Raw genomic sequence first — 21,392 nt, forward strand, 5'->3', positions numbered from 1 at the left:
ATATTTCCTAATAAGAAAATCATTTTAATAGAATTCTTTAGTTGTTAGATTTTTTGTTGCTTATCGATTTCATTCACGGGTATTGAGTTTAAACACGTAAGTATTTATTGGTAGTTTATGTCGGTTTATCCGGGAATCTAAGTAATATATTAAGTAATTATGTCGATTTTTTTGTATTTGCTTCCCTTTCAACACCCATCAAATTATTATTATTCTACTAAAGTAGTTAATCATTATACTTCGCTATGTGTGCAAAAAAGTGCATTTAAAATAACAAACAAGTTGATTTTCATATACTCTAATGTACTTTGCAAATTATCATTGCAAACAGAAGTATTAATTACAACATTGAAGTGAGTCGCTTGCAAAATGGCTGCAAGTATTGAACATAATTCAAAATCTCAGGTTATGGATTGATATCAAATCCGGCTAATTACTTACTATCTAACTGGGAACGTGCATGTGATGGAATTAATCTGACATCTAAAAGGATTTTGCAAACATCTTAATAAGCTGTTTAAATCCAAAAATAAGGATTAAAATTCTGGACACATTAACCATAAAGAAGGAAAGATTAGCTGCATACGTTATTTACTTCAATAAAGATGTTTTATTTCGGACGACTGAGAATTAACATCTGTACCTGACCCTCTTCTGTATTAACTACTAATAATGGAGGACGCTGATTTGGTTTGGTTGGGGATGGTAATGCTGGAAATAGATAAGCCCAACCATCGGTTTGAAGCAATAAACGCCAAACTATAGGTTCTTGTTGATTTGTATTGTTTATTGGTACTGTCCAGATTTCGTAAAACTGCTTAACATCGCCAACAATGTGAAAGTCCTTCAAAGAAGGAGTTTTCTTTAAGTTATCAAGCTCCTTTTCATTGCCTAGTTGGCGTCCAATTGCTAAATTTTCTTTTTTGGTAACTAAAGTAATTATAGGTCTAGTAGAGGTTTCATTGACTGCATCCCGGAAAGCATCAGCATGACCTTGGTATTGAGCGAACCAAAATAAAATATTTAAACAGGACTTACGCAACTAGCATAGTGCGATACCGCCACAATTAACACCGGGAACATCCCACTAAAACCTCCGGAATTGTTGTGTATGAATCTGTAGTTTCTAGGTGTTTGGTGCGCGAAGCACACCATTGAAGAGGAGGAGTTACATAAGTATTGTTAAAATGCAAAATATAACCTACAGTCATACTGCATTAACAAAATTAAACAGAAGACAGAAGTTAATATCCTTATTTTTTCTGGGTCAATGCACCTTTTTGACTCCAATTTTGATTTTTGTTAGTTTATTTTTTATTAGCAAATCAGTTGCTACTATGCCAGCAGTGAAGGGAGAAAAAGTAGCGCAACAGTCAAGTGTGAAGCAAGATGGGACTCGCGCTGCTGCTGAAAAAGCATTTGAAGAGGGATTGAAATTATACCGACAAGGAACAGCAGAATCACTGCGACAAGCAATTAAAAAGTGGGAAGAAGCACTATCACTGTTTCGAAGGGTGGACGATAAGAAACGAGAAGCTGTTACACTCACTGGTATTGGTCGAATCTACTCCGATTTAGGAGAAAAGCAAAAAGCACTTGAATTCTATAACCAAGCTTTACCTTTAGGTCGTGCTGTGGGAGATAAACGTGGGGAAGCTGTCACACTTAATAATATTGGTCGAATCTACTCCGATTTAGGAGAAAAGCAAAAAGCACTTGAATTCTATAACCAAGCTTTACCTTTAGATCGTGCAGTGGGAGATAAACGTGGGGAAGCTGTCACACTTAATAATATTGGTAAAATCTACTCAGATTTAGGAGAAAATCAAAAAGCACTTGAATTCTATAACCAAGCTTTACCTTTAGGTCGTGCTGTGGGGGATAAAGGTGGGGAAGGTGTCACACTTAATAATATTGGTGGAGTCTACGACGATTTAGGAGAAAAGCAAAAAGCACTTAAATTCTATAACCAAGCTTTACCTTTACTTCGTGCAGTGGGAGATAAAGGTGGGGAAGCTGTCACACTTACTAATATTGGTGGAGTCTACGACGATTTAGAAGAAAAGCAAAAAGCACTTGAATTCTATAACCAAGCTTTACCTTTACGTCGTGCTGTGGGAGATAAAGGTGGGGAAGGTGTCACACTTAATAATATTGGTAAAATCTACTCAGATTTAGGAGAAAAGCAAAAAGCACTTGAATTCTATAACCAAGCTTTACCTTTACGTCGTGCAGTGGGGGATAAAGGTGGGGAAGCTGTCACACTTAATAATATTGGTAAAATCTACTCAGATTTAGGAGAAAAGCAAAAAGCACTTGAATTGTATAACCAAGCTTTATCTTTATATCGTGCAGTGGGAGATAAACGTGGGGAAGCTGTCACACTTAATAGTATTGGTGCAGTCTACTTCGCTTTAGGAGAGAAGCAAAAAGCACTTGAATTGTATAACCAAGCTTTACCTTTAGATCGTGCTGTGGGAGATAAAGGTGGGGAAGCTGTAACACTTAATAATATTGGTGTTTTTTACCGAGATACTAAGCAGCCCATTGAAGCCATAAAATATTTGGAACAATCTGCGACCATCACCTTACAACTTCGTAACTATATTGGCAAAGAAAATCGCAAAACGTTTTTAGAAAACAAACGAGGTAGAGCAGTTGGTCTGATTGACTTACTTATCGACCAAAACCAACCAGAACGAGCTTTTGAATGGGCAAACCTTGCTACTGTAGCTGACTTGGCTGATTATTCCCGCCTTGTTGATGCAAAAGTTTCTAACCCCCAAGCACAAAAAGCAATTGATGAGTGGAATCAAAAGAATGTTCAATTAGAAAGTCTGCGAAAGGATTTGCAAGAAAAATTCTCACCAGAACTATCTCAGAAGGTTAATCAACTACAGGAACAGCTTAATCAGGAAGCAGAAGAAATCAGAAATCGCTTTCTAGAAGTCGCAGACTTGTTTGAAACCAAACCCACGGATATTTCTCAACTACGAGCCAGCATTCCCGCAGGTACAACGGTGGTTCAGCCTGTGCTGTTGACCAATATTAGAAATGTCCCTAATATGGTAGCTTTGTTTGTCTTAACCACAGACAAATTAACTGTTAAAAAAATACCTATTAACTCTAAGAAATTTAATGCTTTACTAACACGGACTAATGCTTCATTAACTAACCGTTTTGACGATCGATATCTTGACAACTTAGAACAACTATACAACATAATAATTCGCCCAGTTGAAGCTGAGATTCAAGCCACCAAACCCAAACAACTCAGCTTCATCGCCACTGGAAAACTCCGCTACATTCCTTTTGAAGCACTCTACGACAGTAAAGCTGATCAATACCTGATTGAGAAATTACCTATTAGTTATCTGACTCGCCTTTCTAGCAATTCCCTGCAAGCGAAAGCAACACAAATTCCCGCATCTGCTAAAAAAGTTATGGCGTTTGGTAATCCAATTCCAAAGCCACCCCTAGCGCTACCAGGAGCAGAAGCAGAAGTGAAAAAAATTACTCAAGTTTTCCCAGGAAGCGAAGGGTTTATTAATAGTCAAGCGACACTGAGTACTTTTAAAATCCAATCTCCGCGCTTTTCTCTTCTACACCTAGCAACACATGGCTGTTTCCAAAAGGGTGGTTGTCCTAAATTGGGATTGGAAGAAAATACTTTGCTGTTTGCTGACCAAAAATTCAACATTCGGGATGCTGCTTTATTAGGACTGCAAAATACTGACTTAATTACTTTAAGTGCTTGTCAAACAGCGCTACAAACCGAATCTGATGGTGAAGAAATTTCTGGATTAGCTTACCTGTTTGAACGGGCTGGTGCTAAAGCCACGATCGCAAGTTTGTGGAGTGCCGATGATCAAACGACTCAAACAATTATGGTGGAATTTTACCAGAATATTAAGAAGGGAATGAATAAGGATGAAGCCTTACGTCAGGCGAAATTGAGCCAGATTGATAGTCATCCCTTCTTTTGGTCGCCTTTTGTGTTGATTGGGGATGCTAGATAGATAATATTTGTTGTGTTGCAAAAATAGAATAACAATATTGAAAGTATAAAATTCCTTTTTCCAATACCTTCGCCAAAAAAAAGAGTATGAAAAATAGGGCTGATGTATTAAAGTTATTGTCTCTTACAGGATATTAGCAAGAGAAAGGGTTAATTAACGGATTTTTGTTGGTGACCCCCTTCTCTAAGGCTAATTTCTAGACAGAATTGTGAACTGCTCCCAGTTGAGTTGCGGCTAAATTAATCAAAGAATCAGGATTATTACCAGCTAAATCGCTAGAAGCATCCCAGAAGAACATTCCTCCCAAACTGTTATCTTGGACGTAATCAAGCTTATATCCTAAAGATTGAGTATCTTCATAGGTACTAAAGAAACCTTTATCAGCATTATAAACATAAGGAACTTTAGCTTGGTCATCCCAATAACGCACGTAGGATTTATCTGTTTCTAATTTGTTGTGTAAGTCCTTGTAGTCAATCATTCCATTTTCCCAAGTTCCTGGACCCGCACCAGTTGCAGATTGGAATAAACCACCATTATTATTGCTGGAAACACCTTGCCAAGTTCGTCCGTATAAAGGTGCTCCCATGACAATTTTATCAGGGCTAACTCCTGCATTCAGATAATTTTGAATTGTGGAATCGATATTGTATTTGCCTGCTAAAGCCGAAGAATCGTTAGAATTGGCGTATAAAGCAGCATTATGATTGGTAGTTTTTTCCCAAGCACCGTGGTAGTCATAGGTCATGACATTGAACCAGTCCAGATGCTGAGACATTTCAGCTAATTCGTAATTTTCAGTTTTATCGAATCCAGCAGGTGATGCAATCGTAAGTAGATAATCTTTATTATCTTGGACTTCCTGAACTTGGATTTGTTTGTCTAGTTCTTCCAGCAGCAAAGTATAGTTATGCTTATCTTCTGGACGATTGACATTTCCTGGTTTTCCTCCTCCTACTGGGTATTCCCAATCAATATCAATTCCATCAAAGCCATACTCCTTCATAAAGTCGACTGCTGATACGGCAAACTTTTTCCGCGATGCATCGGTCAGAGCAACATCAGAAAATTTACTCGACAAAGTCCAACCACCAATGGAAATTATAGTTTTGAGGTGGGGATTCTCAGCTTTAAGTTGAGCCATTTGTCCGAAGTTACCAGCTATTTTGTCCGGATTATTCCAGTCTTTACCCTTCTCTACTGCTGCATATTTATCGAATATATCGACTTCACCGTTATCATTAATTTTGGCAAATGCATAGAAGGCGTGGGTTAATTTATCAGCAGGAATATCTGATACTTGATAATTGCGTTGGTATGTACCCCACTCTGGATAATAAGCTGCAACGACTGGACCCTTTTTTCCTGGTTGGTTACCTCCAGTTCCTCCACCAGTTCCTCCACTTGAAATGCGATCGTCATTGAGAATAGTTACAGTTGCTTTGGAATTGGTAAATGTAGCATTATTCAGATCGCTCAATTGTAAGGAGAATTCTTCATTTGGCTCTACTTTAGTATCTCCTTTTACTGCTACTGAAATTGTCTGGCTAGTTTGTCCTGCATCAAAAGTTAGAGTACCAGTGGTTTTTTCGTAGTCTTGTCCTGCTTTTGCTGAACCATCTACAGTTGCATATTTAACGCTTACTGGCTTTTCAAATCCTTCAGAGAGGTTGACGTTAAAGATTGCATTTTTGCTACCATTATTTCCTTCTTGAATTGATAAATCTTTGATGGATAAGGTTGGTAATATCGGATCTGTTGGTTTGGGGTCACCACCATTTCCAGGATTAGCAGTTCCAGAATTACCGGTTCCAGGTTGACCATTAAGGGGTGACTGACCGCCGACGCCCGTGATATTATCAGGACTTAATTCGGAAGTAGAGACTCCTTTGAGGGTAATAGTCTGATTATTGAGTTGCTTCAGGTCAATAACAGCATTACCTTGAGCATCATCATAAATATTTAAATTGCTGTAATCTGTCCAGAAGCTCTTGAGGTTGATGCTGTCCTCAGACGGATTAAATTTGTCAATTACATTTTTACTACCCCAATTCCAGGTGAAGTTGAAGATATCTTTTTTCCCATCAACTCCAACGTAGTCTGGTTTATCTAAAGACTGATTGTTGTTTAAGTTATTATTTTGGTCGTTACCAGGTGGTTTTTCAGAGCGATCGCCACCACCAGAATTATTTTCAACTCCACCCCCTGTAGTTGGATCGATTGGGGTGGGGTCTACAGGTGTTGGATCTACGGGGATAGGATCTACTGGTGCAGATGTACCCTTATTAATTGCCGATTCCGGAACGTCATACCCACTAAATTTACCTATAGTTCTAAGAACATCATTGTAGTTAGGGTAGGAATCTTGAAGATTGATTAAAAATGCTCCCATTCCCCAAGCACCCTGGCTATGAGCACCATACAAAATTCCAGAAGCTGTTAAGGTGACTGGTTGTGTATTTCCTTGTCGGTCAACATATTTAACTGTTTTACCAAGATAATCATTGATGGATTTTCCTTGTTGTGCGAGTAGCTCGCTTACTTTTCCCCAAGTAAATTTAAATGAGTCGCGAATTGCTGCTTCTTGCATCTTGGGGCTATTTAAAAAGTCTTGGTAACTGTTGACGCCATATTGTTTAGCCCGTGGTGACCATTGAACATCCCATGGTCTGCTCTTGTTACTACTCAGTTTGTCGATGTAACCAATCTCATAAAGGTGATCTGGATCTATTTGATATTTACCAGAAACACCAAAAGGATTAGAAACTGAATATTGTCCTGGATCGCCGGAAGATTTACCTGATTCATATTCTCCAAGGGCTTCGAGAAAATCATTAAAAGTTCCTTTGATCATTCCATTTCCCTTATTGTTTTGGTCAAGATTAATGTAATTTAGGTTGTTTGCAGAATTGCTATTATCTAACTCACTATTACTACCACTTGAATCAGGAGTACCTTCTTGAGGCTTAATTACATCGGTGCTTAAATTTTGTTCTTCTTTAGAAGGATCTGCAGTCGGGTTTCTGTTATCTCCGAAGCTGGGAGGTGTTAATCCCAAAACATCATTATTATTCTGTGCTTCTGTTACCGGACTGTTAACATCAACAGTGGTGCTACCAAAAGCGAGACCAGTACCGTCTAAGCTAACAGGGTTTTGATAATACTCTTGGACCTGACTAATCCACCAATAACCATCTGTTGGGGGTGAACCAACACCATCGGTACTCGAACCAACCCCAGCACCAAAGAGAATAGTATTGATACCAGCTTCCTTGGCTTCTTCTATGTGAGGCGACCAAGTTATTTTATTCCCATCTACAGAAAGTCCAGGGTCTTTACCTTGATTTTGACTGAAATACTTTAAACGTTTGGGGTCATTTTCAATAAAAGTGTCACCCAAGAAGAAGGTACCAGCAGAATCTTCATAATGGGTAGAATTATTAGCTAAGTCCTTAAATTTACCCGATGGATCGTAGGGATTAGGTGCTTGGGAACCATTGATATGACCTACAGGAATTTGCCATAAAGTCACTGGTTTATCTGTTTCTTGATGAAGCGTTTTTGTTAATAACAGATAATTATTCCAATGGTCGTTGTTCCAAAACCAAGCAGAACCTTCTGGATCTTGGGCGGCTGAAGCTGTTACACCTGCTGCATCCAAACCATACTTATCAATGCTGATAAAGTCTGCACCATAGCTCAGAATCCCGGCATCTTTGTAGTACTTAGCAATTTCTTTACCTTCGTCAATAATTGCTTGTCTTCCTTTATCAATGCCCAGTTTATCTGTAATCCGAACTAAACCATTACTGGGAATCCCAACTCCTGTAAAACCACCTGCTGGACTAGCCCATAAATTAAATTGCCAGCCAAAATTTACATTAGGTGCATTATTGGAAATGGTATAGTTAATAGCCTTAACTAATCCCGTCAAATTATTCTCAAAACTAGGATCTTTCTGTTTATCCAATACGCCAGAACTGTAGAAAGCGTCAGTTTGAGCAAATATATCCTGGGGACGCTTACCAGAATTTTGCGCCATATAACCAATAAAGTCTGGTTCGAGAACCATACCCACCGGGTCATCACCAGCCATATCAGAAATAGTATCTAAGGCATATTTGAGGTCTTTGGCGTAACTTTCTAAGTAGTCTTGGCTCTCAATATGCTGTTTATCAGTGAAATAACTTTCTCCACCATCAGGGATGTTGTAATAGACGAAATAGGGAACGATACCGAGCTTTTGACTTTCCCGCAGGTATGATTCCAACCTTTGACCATCTTGCCAGCTTCGCCAGCCATTTTCTGGTCCACCATTGAGGTATATGTAACGCGCATCCATGCGCTTGTTGCTTAAGCCATCACCAAAATCTTGCCAAAATCCTAAATCAGCTTTGGAATCTTCACTTACTGACCCGATCGCCAAAGTATCTGGCATTCCCGGTATTTTACCATCTTGAGTCTTAACTCGTACTCCGAGATAGCGTGTTTCTCCGGTAGTTGTATCTTCGATCCGAATTGCACCTCTTCCGCTGTCTTCGGCTGCGATCGTTAGTTTTCCTTGATCGTCAATTGTCGCTTTAATTAGATCCGGATTATTAGTTTTGACTGAGTACTTAGAACCATCCGCGACTAAATTATCAACTGTAAATTCTGATTTACCCTGGTCAATGGTCAGTTGTAAAGCCTGATTTTCTGTATCTACTCCCTCAATATCTAAAGTACTGGCTCCACCAAATTTGTGTACTAATGGTTTACTTGCAGTTTGTCCTTTATCGTTTTCTAGGACTACTTCATATTTATGAACCCCATAATCTCGCCCGGAAAGGGTAAAGTTTGCTGATTGGGGACCAGAGTTGCTAGCGGGAGAAATGTCAGCTGTATGAATTACTTTTCCGTCTTCTTTGATGCTCCAACTAGTACCCGAGGTACCGTACCACATATTCAAATTGATGGTGAAAGAACCATCTTTAGGATTGTTGTCTTGAATACTAATTGTTGGTTGTGATGGAGCACCTTTAATGGGTTCGCTACTGGGATTTCCACCAGGATTACTATCAGGATTTCCACCAGGATTTACATCAGGATTTCCACCGGGATTACTATCAGGATTTCCACCGGGATTACCATCGGGGTTACTATCAGGATTGCCAATAGGGTTACTATCATCGATCGCAACCCCATCAAAAGAAAGGTTAGTAAAATTATTCGAATTTAGGCTGCCATTAACCGGTAAACTAGCTGCAGAATTAGCATTGAATCCAAAACTAATCGTCTCACCAGGAGTAACTTTGGACTTCCAAGCAGGATTTTTGACTACATAATGGTAACCTCCATCCTTCTCATTTTTTGTTTTCGTAAAATCTCCATTCCACAGACTAGTAATATTGTGAACTGAATCAAACTCAACTTGCCAACCATCAATAGTTTTTTGAGTTGTATTAGTGAATTTAAATTCTGCTCCAAAGCCACTACCCCACCCATTTCCGGTAATATTAAAGTCAACTGGCATGATTTTCTGCATCTATTTTTTAAGGGTGAATAACGATCTACGTTTGTTGAGGTCTGTATGCTAAGACAAAAGATTACGACTGGTGCTGAGTTGATGTATCTGTCCTGAGGTATGTATCTACGACATCAGTTCACTTGAAAGTGCGTCTCAGAAACTGTCGAAATAGGTGATGAAATTGCTGCATTTCAACCTTACAAGAGTGCAGAGTACGAGGCATACTTTACTCTCATAGTATAAAAATTAGCACCAATATTATAAAAATAAAAAGTGACAAATATGGGGCAAATGGTTAAATTTGCAGATATTTGATGAATAAAGCTCTAATATAAGAATTTATGTGATCGGGTTATATTGTGATTTAACCACCTTACAAAATTCTTGATATATAAAGTTTTGCCCCGTGACTCAATATCGCTTCGCTAATCATTAAAAAGGTGACTCAAACCTGCATACAGATTCTGTTGTTTTTACAGGACAAGTGGTGTTCTTAATTGGATTGTTCCGAAGGTCGAGTAAGGTTAAATTGGTTAATCTATTTAAGAACTTTATGTTACTAATTTGATTGTTTGAAAGATCGAGTTGAGACAAATTAGTTAAACCAGCAAGGGGTTTAACATCGCTGATTTGATTAATCCCAAGGTCGAGTTGAGTTAGATTCGCTAATCTAGCCAGGGACTCAACATCGCTAATTTGATTTCCCCTAAGGTTGAGTTGAGTTAGATTCGTTAATTTAGCAAGGGGTTTAACATCTCTTATTTGATTTCCCTTAAGGTTGAGTTGGGTTAAGTTAGTCAATCCAGCAAGGGGTTTAACATCTCTAATTTGATTTACAGAAAGGTCGAGTTGAGTTAAATTAGTTAACCCAGCAAGGGGCTTAACATCGCTGACTTGATTTAAAGAAAGGTTGATTCTAGTTAAATTATTCAATCCAGCAATAGGTTTAAGGTCGCTAATGTTATCTACAAAAATGTCGAGTCGCGAGCGTTGCTTAAGTTTTTGCTCGGCAATCGTGCAATCAATAGTACCAGCTGTTTTGAGTAAGATCTCAACCGTATATTTTGTTTCCTTTGGTAAAGTATCCTTCTGTTCGCACCACTTACTAAAACTTTGAAGGTATTCTTTATTCTGTGGTCTAGTAGTTGCAGTACATAATTCTGTAGTGTTTACTATGCTTATCCCAAGCAGGGTAGTACAAATTAAATGTGTAAATTTCATTCCCAAAATGAAGAAAATATGTTTTGCTCAAATTTGCTATTGACGGTAACATAGCGCTAAAATCTTTAGGCTTTGGGCTGTAATTTATGCTTGGAGTGAAACCTTACTTGTTGACCCCTTATTTATTTAATCGGGTGAAGTACAATAGCTCAACCTAAACCCAAGCTATTTTAGATTTAGCAATACACAGATCGACAACAAAAATGGCAAAGCGCATACAATTAGTTTTAAACCAGGATATCCACAAACTAGGCAAATATGGAGACCTAGTAGAAGTAGCTCCCGGCTATGCTCGTAATTATCTCCTTCCCAAAAACTTGGCAACATTTGCAACTCCCGGTATCCTCAAGCAAGTAGAACGTCGCCGCGAAATCGAACGTCAAAGACAATTAGAACTCAAAAAGCAAGCTGAAGAATATAAAGCTACTTTAGAGAAAGTTGGTAGTTTCCAAATCGCGAAGCAGGCTGGTGAAGCTGAATCAATTTTTGGTACTGTCACCACCCAGGATGTGGCAGATGTTATTCAAAGTACAACACAACTGGAAGTTGATCGTCGTGGTATTACCATACCCGATATTGGCAACATTGGTACTTATGAAGCAGAAATTAAATTGCACTCTGAAGTTACCGCAAAAATTAATATTGAAGTTGTACCTAGCTAGCAGAATATTCCCCAGTGTAAAAACGGGGAATGGTAAATCCTTTTTTTTGGGAGACGTTGCAGAAGTAGCGTCTCTATTTATTGGGGATTGGGGACTGGGGACTGGGGATTAGGGACTGGGGACTGGGGATTAGGGATTAGGGATAAATAAACATGACGACAAGTGACGATCTAAGTTTTCAAGGTGCTGCTGACAGGTTACCACCCCAAAATATTGAAGCAGAGGAAGCAATTTTGGGAGGAATATTACTCGATCCAGAAGCAATAAGTCGAATTAGCGATCGCCTCAAACCAGAAGCATTTTACATTAGCGCCCACAAAGATATCTATCAAGCAGCATTGCGCTTACAAGGTCAAGGTAAACCGACAGATTTGCTTTCTGTTACTAGTTGGTTATCCGACCACGAGTTACTATCTAAAATTGGCGGTAGAAATAAGTTAGCTTCCCTTGTAGATCGTACGGTTTCTTCAGTCAATATTGATGCTTTAGCCCAACTAGTAAACGAAAAATATCAACGTCGACAATTAATTAAAGCCGGTAATGAAATAGTTCAACTTGGTTATGAAACAGAAACTGACTTACCGGTGGTGATTGATAAAGCAGAACAAAAGGTTTTTGGGATTTCCCAAGAACGTTCTGCATCAGGTTTGACTCATATTTCCGATACTTTAATTGATACTTTTCAGGAAATTGAAGAACGTCATGAAGGCGTTGCACTTCCGGGAGTCGCTAGTGGTTTCTACGATCTGGATGCGATGACCAGTGGTTTTCAACGCTCCGATCTAATTATTGTGGCTGCTCGCCCATCCATGGGGAAAACCGCATTTTGTCTTAACCTCGCCCATAATATTGCTGTTTCTTATAAGTTACCGGTTGCAATTTTTAGTTTGGAAATGTCCCAAGAGCAACTAGTACAAAGACTACTAGCTAGTGAGGCTGGAATTGAAAGTACTTATTTGCGCAGCGGACGTATCAGTCAAACTCAATGGGAACCTTTAAGCCGCGCGATCGGTTTACTTTCGGAAACCCCGGTTTATATTGATGATACTGCTAATATTACCCTTAATGAAATGCGTTCCCAAGCCAGACGTTTACAAACAGAAGTTGGTATAGACCTGGGATTAATTATTATTGATTATTTACAGTTAATGGATACAGCAGGTGATAACCGCGTGCAGGAGTTATCCAAAATTACCCGTGGTTTAAAAGGTTTAGCTAGGGAATTGAGCGTACCGGTCATTGCACTTTCCCAGTTGAGTAGAGGAGTTGAATCCCGTACCAATAAGCGACCGATGTTATCTGATTTAAGGGAATCTGGTTCTATTGAGCAAGATGCTGACTTAGTAATAATGTTATACCGGGATGAATATTACAACAGCGATACACCTGATCGAGGAATTGCAGAAATTATTATTGCTAAACATCGGAATGGTCCCACAGGTACTGTCAAACTTTTATTTGAACCTCAATTTACCAAGTTTAAAAATTTAGCAAGACCGGGTAATTATTAATTGACCGACTCCGTCGGAAGGAAGAAGTTAAAAGTCAAATTTTCTAAACTCTAGTAGGAAAATCTAAAAAACAGGATTATGAATTATTGAACGAATTATAGATCTCATACAAGTAAATTTCGCTTAAGATAATTGGGGGTGTAAGTTAGGTTTACCATGACTAGCTCGGGGACAGTACAACAATTAAAGGCTCAATGGGTGACTCCAGAAAATTTCTTTCGCTACGGACAAGTTATTTTCCCATCGAGAGATGGCAAACTTTTTGATCATGAAGATGCCCAACTAGTTCTTGATAAAGGTACTCCCCGTTTTTATATAATGCATTTGCAGGGGCGAGGCAGAAAGTTTCACAACATAACTCGTCACAGGTTATGTACCCAGTGTCTTGGTTCCTTGGAAGGTAAAGATTGGTATGTTGCTGTTTGTCCTCCAAATGATACTGTTAAAAAACCAAATTTGGGAGATATTGCAGCTTTTCGAATTCCAGGTAACTGTTTTATCAAACTAGCAGTTGGTACTTGGCATGCTGGTCCTTATTTCGATCATGATGCTGTAGATTTTTATAATCTAGAATTGAGCGATACAAATATTGTTGACCATTTTACCTACAATTTACGTCAGTCTGAAAACTTAGAGTTTAAGATTGTCTTTTAGAAGTAAAATTTTTTTTGATGGTAGACTAGTAATTTGTAATTATTCCTCTGCTACTGCTAACATTCTCAAAGAGTTCAAATCTCAAAAGATTAATTAAACTCTTTAAGGATTATTTTTTCAAGGTTAAAGTTGGATGCAACAAGAATTTGTGACAGCAGAAAACGTTAATTTAACAAATTGCGATCGCGAACAAATCCATATTCCCAACTCCATCCAACCTCATGGGATACTTTTTGTCCTAGCTCCGGACGATTTTACTATTTTACAGGTTAGTGACAATATTCAATCATTCCTTGGTTACGATGCTGAAAATGTATTAAGTCAACCACTAGCTAATTTCCTTGCAGCATCAGAAATAAGTTCGATTAAACAATGTCTGGCGGAAGATTTTGAGCATGTAAATCCTCTGAAGATATCTTTTTCAAACCAAGAGGAAATTCAATACTTTGATGCAATTGTTCATTTATATGATGAGTTAGTAATTTTAGAATTAGAACCCGCTCAAGAAACAGAGTATGTTAATTTCATCAAGTTTTATAACCTGGTAAATAGTTGTGTTGCGAAACTACAAAATACAATTTCCCTATCAGATACCTGCAATATAGTTGTCAATGAAGTGAAAAAATTGACTGGTTTTGAGCGAGTGATGGTATATCGCTTTAATGATGATGGCTCGGGTAACGTAATTGCTGAAAGTAAAATTGGTGAAATCGTTTCTTACTTGGGCTTGCGTTATCCAGCAACTGATATTCCTCTACCTGCAAGAAAATTATATGTTAATAATTGGTTGAGAATTATTAGTAATGTTGATTATAAACCTGTAGAAATTACTCCTGCACTTAATCCCCTAACTAATAGAATAGTCGATTTAAGCTTTTCTACCCTGCGTAGTGTTTCTCCAGTTCATCTAGAATATTTGAAGAATATGGGAGTGACAGCTTCCATGTCAATTTCAATTATTCGTAACAAGCAATTATGGGGATTAATTGCTTGTCATGATTCTCGACCAAAATATGTTTCCTATGAAGTAAGAACAGCATGTGAATTTTTAGGAAAAATTTTGTCTGCAGAGTTACTAGAAAAGCAAGACAATGAAGAATTAGATTATAAAATTAAAATTCAAAATATACCGAAGTCTTTTATCGAATCTATTGCCCAAAATAATAATTTTATTGATACTTTAGTTCAAGAAGAAGAAAAGTTATTAGATATTGTCAGTGCTACAGGAGTAGTTGTTTCCGATGGTGATGATTTAATTTCCACGGGAAATGTTCCAGAAAAAAGCGAGATTCAAAATATATTAGACTGGCTAGAATATCAAACTGAAGATAATATTTACTATACAAATAGTTTACCAACTGTATATCCACAGGCAAAAGAATATCAAAAAAGTGCCAGTGGATTACTTGCTTTAGCAATTTCCAAAATACAACGTAATTATATATTATGGTTTCGCCCAGAGGTAATTCAAACTGTTAATTGGGGTGGAAATCCGGTTAAACAGGTGGAAAATTTACCTGATGGTGAAGTCCGTATCCATCCGCGCAAGTCCTTTGAATTGTGGCAAGAAACGGTTAAAAATAGTGCTTTACCTTGGAAGAAATGCGAAATAGACGCAGTTGCAGAGTTAAGAACTGCAATTATTAGCATTGTTCTAAGTAAAGCGGATGAATTGGCAAAAGTCAATCTTGAGTTAGAACGTAGTAACGATGAATTAGATTCATTTGCTTATATTGCATCTCATGACCTGAAAGAACCGCTGCGAGGTATTCATAACTATTCATCTTTTTTGATGGAAGATTATGAAGACGTCTTAGACGAAGAAGGAATATCAAAATTACAAACTCTGATTCGCTTGACTCAGCGAATGGAAGATTTCATCGATTCTTTATTACATTTTTCCCGCTTGGGGCGAGCAGAATTATCGTTGCAAAAAACTGACTTAAATGAGCTTTTAGATGGTGTCATCGACCTAATTAGAGTTAGTCAACCAGAAACTTCACTGGAAATTTCCGTCCCCCGCAGATTACCGAATATTAGTTGCGATCGCATCCAAATCAACGAACTTTTGGTGAATCTAATTAGCAATGCGGTAAAATACAATAAAAATTCCTGCAAACAAGTGGAAATTGGGTTTATCGATACAGTAGAACAATTGGACCCCAGTCTACGCCAAAATATGCAATTTCATGATCGAGTAGTGCTTTATGTCAAAGATAATGGTATTGGGATACCCCAAAAGCACTACGAAAATATTTTCCGCATTTTTAAAAGACTGCATGGTAAAAAAGCCTATGGTGGTGGTACGGGTGCGGGATTAACTATCGCTAAAAAAATTATCGAGCGTCATAATGGAGAGATTTGGTTAGAATCAGAAGTGGGAGTAGGCACGACTTTTTTCTTTACTTTACCAACTTAAAGCATATATACATGGGAGTTTTAAGATGACAAATTTGCTAATTACAGAGTTAGAGAATAAAACCTGTCCAGTATTAATCATAGAAGATAGTGACGAAGATTTTGAAGCCTTTCGTCGTGGTTGGCGCAAATCGGGTGCAAAAAATCCTTTATATCGCTGTGATAATGGTGATGAAGGTTTAGATTTTCTTTATCATCGCGGTAAATATGCAGATATAAATTTATCCCCTCGTCCATGTTTAGTTTTACTCGACCTCAATTTACCTGGTACCGACGGACGGGAAATTTTGGAGGAAATTAAAACGGATACCGAATTGAGAAGCATCCCTGTAGTTATTTTCACAACTTCTTCCAATCCTAAAGATTTGGAAACTTGTTACCAAAAGGGAGCTAATAGCTACATCATTAAACCTATTGACATGAAAAAGTTAATGAATACAGTTAAGACTTTGGGTCAATATTGGTTTAATGTAAACAGACCACCTATTCACATATTTTAGGATTAGTCGTTACAATTATTTTTTTCGATTTAATAATATCATCCAAATCGTACAAATTTGAAGTGATTATTACGTTGTAATCATTAATTATTTGTATAACTAATTATTTTTACTCTTCTCTTTAAAAAAGTTATTACCCAATATGTAGTACTGTTAAAATTATTTTTTGATTATAATTTAATATTCTCTTAGTTTTTTTATTTTAGAAATTTTGATTTTAGAACTTACTTAGTTGAAATTATTTTATCAGGGATGCGAGATAATATAATATATTAATAACTTTGGAGTATGAGTAAGATAAAACGACGTACTATTCTAATTATTGATGATTGTTTGGAAGACAGAGAAACTTATCGCCGTTATTTAACCCGGGATAGAAATTATGATTATGTAATTTTAGAAGCAGAATTGGGTTCTGAAGGATTAGAACTGTGGCGAAAGCATCAATTAGATGGGGTGTTGTTAGATTATCTATTACCCGATATTAATGGTATTGAATTTCTTGAAGAATTACAAAAAGAAACTCAATTGAATAATCTTCCCGTAGTGATGCTGACGGGACAGGGGGACGAATCAGTTGCAGTGAAGGCAATGAAAGCAGGAGCTTCAGATTATATCATTAAGGGAAAAACTACAGCTGAAGAACTGCGTTTAGCAATTAATTCAGCGATTGATAAATTTAATTTACGCGCCCAATTACGGAAAAGTCAGGATCGTCTTGAATTAGCACTCGATACTGCTGTGATGGGGACGTGGGAATGGAATTTGCAAACAAATAGTTTTATTTGTTCCCAGTTGTTAGCTCAGGTCTTAGATATATCTGAAAATACTTGTTTAGCAACGTATCAAAGCTTTTTAGAAATAATTATTCCAGAAGATAGAGACATTGTTGACCGGTCGATAAGATATGCAATTTCTCATAAAAGCGAGTATCAATTAGAATTTCGTCATTTCCGTCGAGATGGTAGCATTGCTTGGATTGAGAGCAGAGGAAAAATTTACTGCGATCGCAGAAATGAACCGCTGCGGGCGATCGCAACATTCACAGATATAACTGAAGCCAAAAATCAAGAACAGGAGATTCAAAAGTTCTTTTTACAAGAAAGGTTAGTTTACCAAATTGCTCAACAGGTGCGTCAATCTCTAAACTTAAAAGAAATATTAGAGACAACTGTAAATCAGGTTCGACTCTTCTTAAATTGCGATCGGGTAGTGATTTTTCAATTTACACTTCCAGATTGGAACGGTAGGGTGCTTACGGAGTCAGTTGGTTCGGGTTGGTTAGCGATATTAGGGAAAGAGATTTACGATCCTTGCTTTGCGACAAATTGGGTAGAAAAATATAAGCGAGGTAGAGTTCAAAAGGTAGAAAATATTCATGATGGGAAGTTAACACCTTGTCATGTTGATTTATTAGCACAATTTCAGGTTCAAGCTAATTTAGTGGTACCAATTTTAGAAGCTGAGAATTTATGGGGACTACTGATTGCACATCAATGTTCTAAACCCCGACAATGGCAAGATTTAGAAATTAGTTTACTCAGACAGTTAGCAACTCAAGTAGGAATTGCAATTCAACAGTCATTACTATTTGATCAAGTAAAAACTGAATTGAGTGAGCGCAAAAAAACTCAGGAGGATCTACAAAATTCATTGCAGCGCGAACAGTTTCTACGTGAAGAAGCTGAGAAAGCAAATAGAATTAAAGATGAATTTTTAGCTATCCTTTCCCATGAATTACGTTCTCCTCTGAATCCGATTTTAGGTTGGTCAAAAATACTCTTAAAAGACCGTAAGCTAGACGATAAAAGGAAAAAACAAGCCTTACAAATTATTGAAAGAAACGCCAAGATTCAGTCCCAGTTAATCGAAGACTTGTTAGATATTTCTCGCATTTTACGCGGTAAGCTAAAACTAGAAGCTGAAGAAATAAGCTTAGTCAGGATAATATCATCTGCATTGGAAACGGTTCGATTATCTGCTGAAGCTAAAGATATCGACTTGAGATTTTTAGTCGATACTTCACAGCAGCTAAATTCAAGTAATCTAACTGAAGTTATTAATACTGAATCGGAGTTATGGGAAACTGGAATCGAATATAATAATCCTGCATATTTAGTATTAGGTGACTCAGCAAGATTACAGCAAATAGTATGGAATTTACTTTCTAATGGTGTAAAATTCACACCGAAAGGCGGAAAACTTACAGTCCAACTAAAAGCAGTTGAAAGTCAGGCTCAAGTTATAGTCACCGACACTGGTAAGGGAATTACTCAAGAATTCTTACCCCATGTATTTGATTACTTTCGTCAAGCAGATAGCGCTACAACTAGAAGATTTGGCGGTTTGGGTTTAGGACTAGCAATTGTACGCTATTTAGTTGAAATGCATGGTGGAACAGTTAAAGCTGATAGCTTGGGTAAAGACCAGGGTGCAACTTTCACAGTATGTTTCCCACTATTAGAAGTTGCAAAAACCAAAGAAAACGATAATAGTTTATCAACAGATCAAATCGAATCACATAACCTAGAAGGGCTTCGGATTTTAGTTGTGGACGACGAGCTAGATTCCCGGGAATTTATTAGTTTCGTTTTAGAACAAGATGGTGCAGAAGTAACAACAGCTAAATCTGCGTTAGAGGCATTGCAGATATTCCCAAATTTACAAGCCGATCTTTTGGTAAGTGATATTGGAATGCCAGAAATGGATGGATATATGTTACTTCGTGAGATTAGAAGTATGCAACCTGAAGAAGGAGGAAATATTCCGGCGATCGCACTGACTGCATACGCAGGAGAATTGGATCGCAAGCAAGCTTTATCCGTCGGATTTCATTCTCACGTCGCCAAACCAGTCGAACCAGATAATTTTATTTCTGTAGTCTTAAAACTTATAAATAAATCAGTTTAAACATCCTTATATTTTAATTATTACTCCCTCCTTTTATAGAGAAAATAAATTTTACAATCTATCTAGCGAGTAAGGCTTAATTGAGGTAGCATCACTTAGGATTTACCTATGAGCAGTTTTTGGCTTGATTGACTAACCATACCTCGCCATAAACAATTACACAACAATTTTTTTTGATTTGCACCAATAGCAATTCAAATGATAATAAAATAATGACAATTAAACATGAATTCTAATATTAAAACGATTCTGCGCGATGTCGGTTTATTTCTGCATGTACCAGGACTGATGGCTCTGCTATCGGTTCCTATTTGTATATTATGGGGTGAATATTACGCAATTCTACCTTTCGTTATCTGTGGTATTGTCCCTTTAATTCTAGGCAGGTTGTTATATCGTTTATACTCCCGTGGTGCACAAACAAGTAAAATACGCCACGCCATGATCACAGTTGCTTTGTGCTGGTTAATTGTACCGATAATTGGAGCTATTCCATTTATGCTAATAGCCTCTAAGTTGGCAGTTTCCTCAGAAACAGCGACAACTATTCTTAATTTTCAAGACCCTTGGAATGCCTTATTTGAAGCTTTTTCCGGCTTCACCAGTACCGGACTATCAGTTGCATCCCGTGTTAGTAACCTACCCCATAGTTTGCAATGGTGGCGAAGTTTTACGGAGTGGATCGGTGGTGTGGGGGTTATTGTCCTAGTTATATCGCTTTTAGAACCAAGTACTGACGCTTATCAACTTTATTCTAGTGAAGGAAGAGATAAAAGAATAGCATCTAGTGTGAAAGCTACAGCGAGAAAAATTTGGTGGATTTATTTAATATATACAATTGCTAGTATTTTTATTTTTAAAATTGTTGGGATGAGTTGGTGGGAAGCTTTAAATCACGGGATGACAGGAATATCCACTGGAGGGTTTAGCGTTCTTGATAATAGTATTGGCGGTTATGCTCCCAAAATCCAAATGGCTGTGATTGTGATTATGATTCTTGGAGCTGTTAGTTTTCCAGTTCACTATCGACTCTTAACTAAAGGGCGTTTATCTGCATTATGGAGCGATAATCAGCATCAAGCTTTGTGGGTATTTTTGGCTCTTGGGATCGGGCTTCTAGGTTTAATGAACTACAGTTATTTCGGCTCTCCCTTATGGTTAGATACAGCTTTTCACTGGGCTTCCGCTTTGGGTACTTGCGGTTTCAATATTAGCGACATATACAAATGGAACGATAGCGCCAAACTATTACTGACTTTAGCAATGGTTGTGGGTGGTACTGCTGGTTCCACTGTCGGTGGATTTAAGCTCAATCGATTGATTCTTTTGTATAAAGCAGTGATTTGGAGATTTCGCAGAATTTCATTAAAATCAGATGAGTCAATACGCTATGAATTAGATGGCAAAGTGTTGGATGAGACAGAGGCAATTCGTAGAATAGAAGCAGCAGCAGTTTTAGCGTTTTTGTGGATAGTAATCTTAATAATTAGCATGTTCATACTGCTGCAATTAGCTTTACCGAATTACAAATTGGGAGATGTTTTATTTGAAGCCGCTTCAGCTTTAGGAAGTGTAGGTATATCTGTGGGTATCAGTAATCCCGAGCTTCCTTGGTTAGGAAAATTTACTTTAATAATACTGATGTGGATGGGAAGATTAGAAATTATTCCAGTTCTAATTCTTTTCACTGGAATCCGGAAAATATTAACTGTTGAAGCAGGAGAAATTAAATCATACGTGACAGCTCCTACAAAGGATTTTGAGCGCGAACGGGAACCCTACAGATAACGATTTTTATTGGTTGGGATGAAGGTTAACCAACTCAAATAAAATATCTCATCACATATTCTGAGATGAATGACACGAATTGTAAGCAACCCCACGGTCAGAAAGCCGGGGGTTTTCAGTTGCACGTATCCTAAATGGCGAAATAGGTAAATAATTGGCGTTACGACCGATTTAAAAAACGGGGAGGTTTCAAATAGAAATCA

Annotated in this window: 11 protein-coding genes; 8 read left to right on the forward strand and 3 right to left on the reverse strand. The window is 37.7% G+C overall.

Translation table 11 applies throughout. The features are described from left to right. Positions 1-610: 610 nt before the first annotated feature. On the reverse strand, positions 611-1,042 hold the full coding sequence (locus tag BC008_RS04810; RefSeq protein WP_058183263.1) for a hypothetical protein: 432 nt from the start codon (positions 1,040-1,042) through the stop codon (positions 611-613). Positions 1,043-1,337: 295 nt separating this feature from the next. On the opposite strand from BC008_RS04810, the gene BC008_RS04815 reads away from it, so the two are divergent. Continuing rightward, positions 1,338-4,019 carry a CHAT domain-containing protein gene (locus tag BC008_RS04815; RefSeq protein WP_235595796.1) on the forward strand — a complete coding sequence of 894 codons (2,682 nt, stop codon included), beginning with the start codon at positions 1,338-1,340 and terminating at the stop codon, positions 4,017-4,019. A gap of 196 nt (positions 4,020-4,215) precedes the next feature. Here the strand turns inward: BC008_RS04815 and BC008_RS04820 are convergent, their stop codons facing one another. Both BC008_RS04820 and BC008_RS04825 read right to left on the reverse strand, forming a co-directional pair. Further along, positions 4,216-9,531, reverse strand: a complete 5,316-nt coding sequence (locus tag BC008_RS04820; protein WP_058183265.1) for a glycosyl hydrolase family 18 protein — start codon at positions 9,529-9,531, stop codon at positions 4,216-4,218. A gap of 426 nt (positions 9,532-9,957) precedes the next feature. Next, positions 9,958-10,746 (reverse strand): leucine-rich repeat domain-containing protein, encoded by a 789-nt coding sequence (locus tag BC008_RS04825; protein ID WP_058183267.1) that lies wholly within the window; start codon positions 10,744-10,746, stop codon positions 9,958-9,960. 203 nt (positions 10,747-10,949) lie between these two features. On the opposite strand from BC008_RS04825, the gene rplI reads away from it, so the two are divergent. The 7 genes from rplI to BC008_RS04860 all read left to right on the forward strand — a co-directional run bounded on the left by rplI (position 10,950) and on the right by BC008_RS04860 (position 21,189). Continuing rightward, on the forward strand, positions 10,950-11,408 hold the full coding sequence (gene rplI, locus BC008_RS04830) for a 50S ribosomal protein L9 (RefSeq protein WP_027843376.1): 459 nt from the start codon (positions 10,950-10,952) through the stop codon (positions 11,406-11,408). 152 nt (positions 11,409-11,560) lie between these two features. Then, positions 11,561-12,919: a replicative DNA helicase gene (gene dnaB / locus BC008_RS04835; RefSeq protein ID WP_027843375.1), complete on the forward strand. Its 1,359-nt coding sequence runs from the start codon at positions 11,561-11,563 to the stop codon at positions 12,917-12,919. 156 nt (positions 12,920-13,075) lie between these two features. Next, the gene (locus BC008_RS04840; protein WP_027843374.1) at positions 13,076-13,573 is read left to right on the forward strand and encodes an ureidoglycolate lyase; all 498 of its coding nucleotides are present in this window, start codon (positions 13,076-13,078) and stop codon (positions 13,571-13,573) included. Positions 13,574-13,706: 133 nt separating this feature from the next. After that, the gene (locus BC008_RS04845; RefSeq protein ID WP_027843373.1) at positions 13,707-15,992 is read left to right on the forward strand and encodes an ATP-binding protein; all 2,286 of its coding nucleotides are present in this window, start codon (positions 13,707-13,709) and stop codon (positions 15,990-15,992) included. Between the two features lie 25 nt (positions 15,993-16,017). Beyond that, positions 16,018-16,491 (forward strand): response regulator, encoded by a 474-nt coding sequence (locus BC008_RS04850; RefSeq protein WP_058183269.1) that lies wholly within the window; start codon positions 16,018-16,020, stop codon positions 16,489-16,491. 288 nt (positions 16,492-16,779) lie between these two features. Next, the gene (locus BC008_RS04855) at positions 16,780-19,401 is read left to right on the forward strand and encodes a hybrid sensor histidine kinase/response regulator (RefSeq protein ID WP_058183271.1); all 2,622 of its coding nucleotides are present in this window, start codon (positions 16,780-16,782) and stop codon (positions 19,399-19,401) included. 225 nt (positions 19,402-19,626) lie between these two features. Continuing rightward, positions 19,627-21,189 carry a TrkH family potassium uptake protein gene (locus tag BC008_RS04860; protein WP_058183273.1) on the forward strand — a complete coding sequence of 521 codons (1,563 nt, stop codon included), beginning with the start codon at positions 19,627-19,629 and terminating at the stop codon, positions 21,187-21,189. Positions 21,190-21,392: the final 203 nt, after the last annotated feature.

Source organism: Mastigocoleus testarum BC008 (genome assembly GCF_001456025.1).
GTDB classification, from domain to species: domain Bacteria; phylum Cyanobacteriota; class Cyanobacteriia; order Cyanobacteriales; family Nostocaceae; genus Mastigocoleus; species Mastigocoleus testarum.

What these genes read in the sequence shown, in the direction of transcription:
- BC008_RS04815 (WP_235595796.1), top strand. Translation starts at nt 1,338, where the DNA reads ATGCCAGCAGTGAAGGGAGAAAAAGTAGCGCAACAGTCAAGTGTGAAG.
- BC008_RS04820 (WP_058183265.1), bottom strand. Translation starts at nt 9,531, where the DNA reads ATGCCAGTTGACTTTAATATTACCGGAAATGGGTGGGGTAGTGGCTTT.
- BC008_RS04825 (WP_058183267.1), bottom strand. Translation starts at nt 10,746, where the DNA reads ATGAAATTTACACATTTAATTTGTACTACCCTGCTTGGGATAAGCATA.
- rplI (WP_027843376.1), top strand. Translation starts at nt 10,950, where the DNA reads ATGGCAAAGCGCATACAATTAGTTTTAAACCAGGATATCCACAAACTA.
- dnaB (WP_027843375.1), top strand. Translation starts at nt 11,561, where the DNA reads ATGACGACAAGTGACGATCTAAGTTTTCAAGGTGCTGCTGACAGGTTA.
- BC008_RS04840 (WP_027843374.1), top strand. Translation starts at nt 13,076, where the DNA reads ATGACTAGCTCGGGGACAGTACAACAATTAAAGGCTCAATGGGTGACT.
- BC008_RS04845 (WP_027843373.1), top strand. Translation starts at nt 13,707, where the DNA reads ATGCAACAAGAATTTGTGACAGCAGAAAACGTTAATTTAACAAATTGC.
- BC008_RS04850 (WP_058183269.1), top strand. Translation starts at nt 16,018, where the DNA reads ATGACAAATTTGCTAATTACAGAGTTAGAGAATAAAACCTGTCCAGTA.
- BC008_RS04855 (WP_058183271.1), top strand. Translation starts at nt 16,780, where the DNA reads ATGAGTAAGATAAAACGACGTACTATTCTAATTATTGATGATTGTTTG.
- BC008_RS04860 (WP_058183273.1), top strand. Translation starts at nt 19,627, where the DNA reads ATGAATTCTAATATTAAAACGATTCTGCGCGATGTCGGTTTATTTCTG.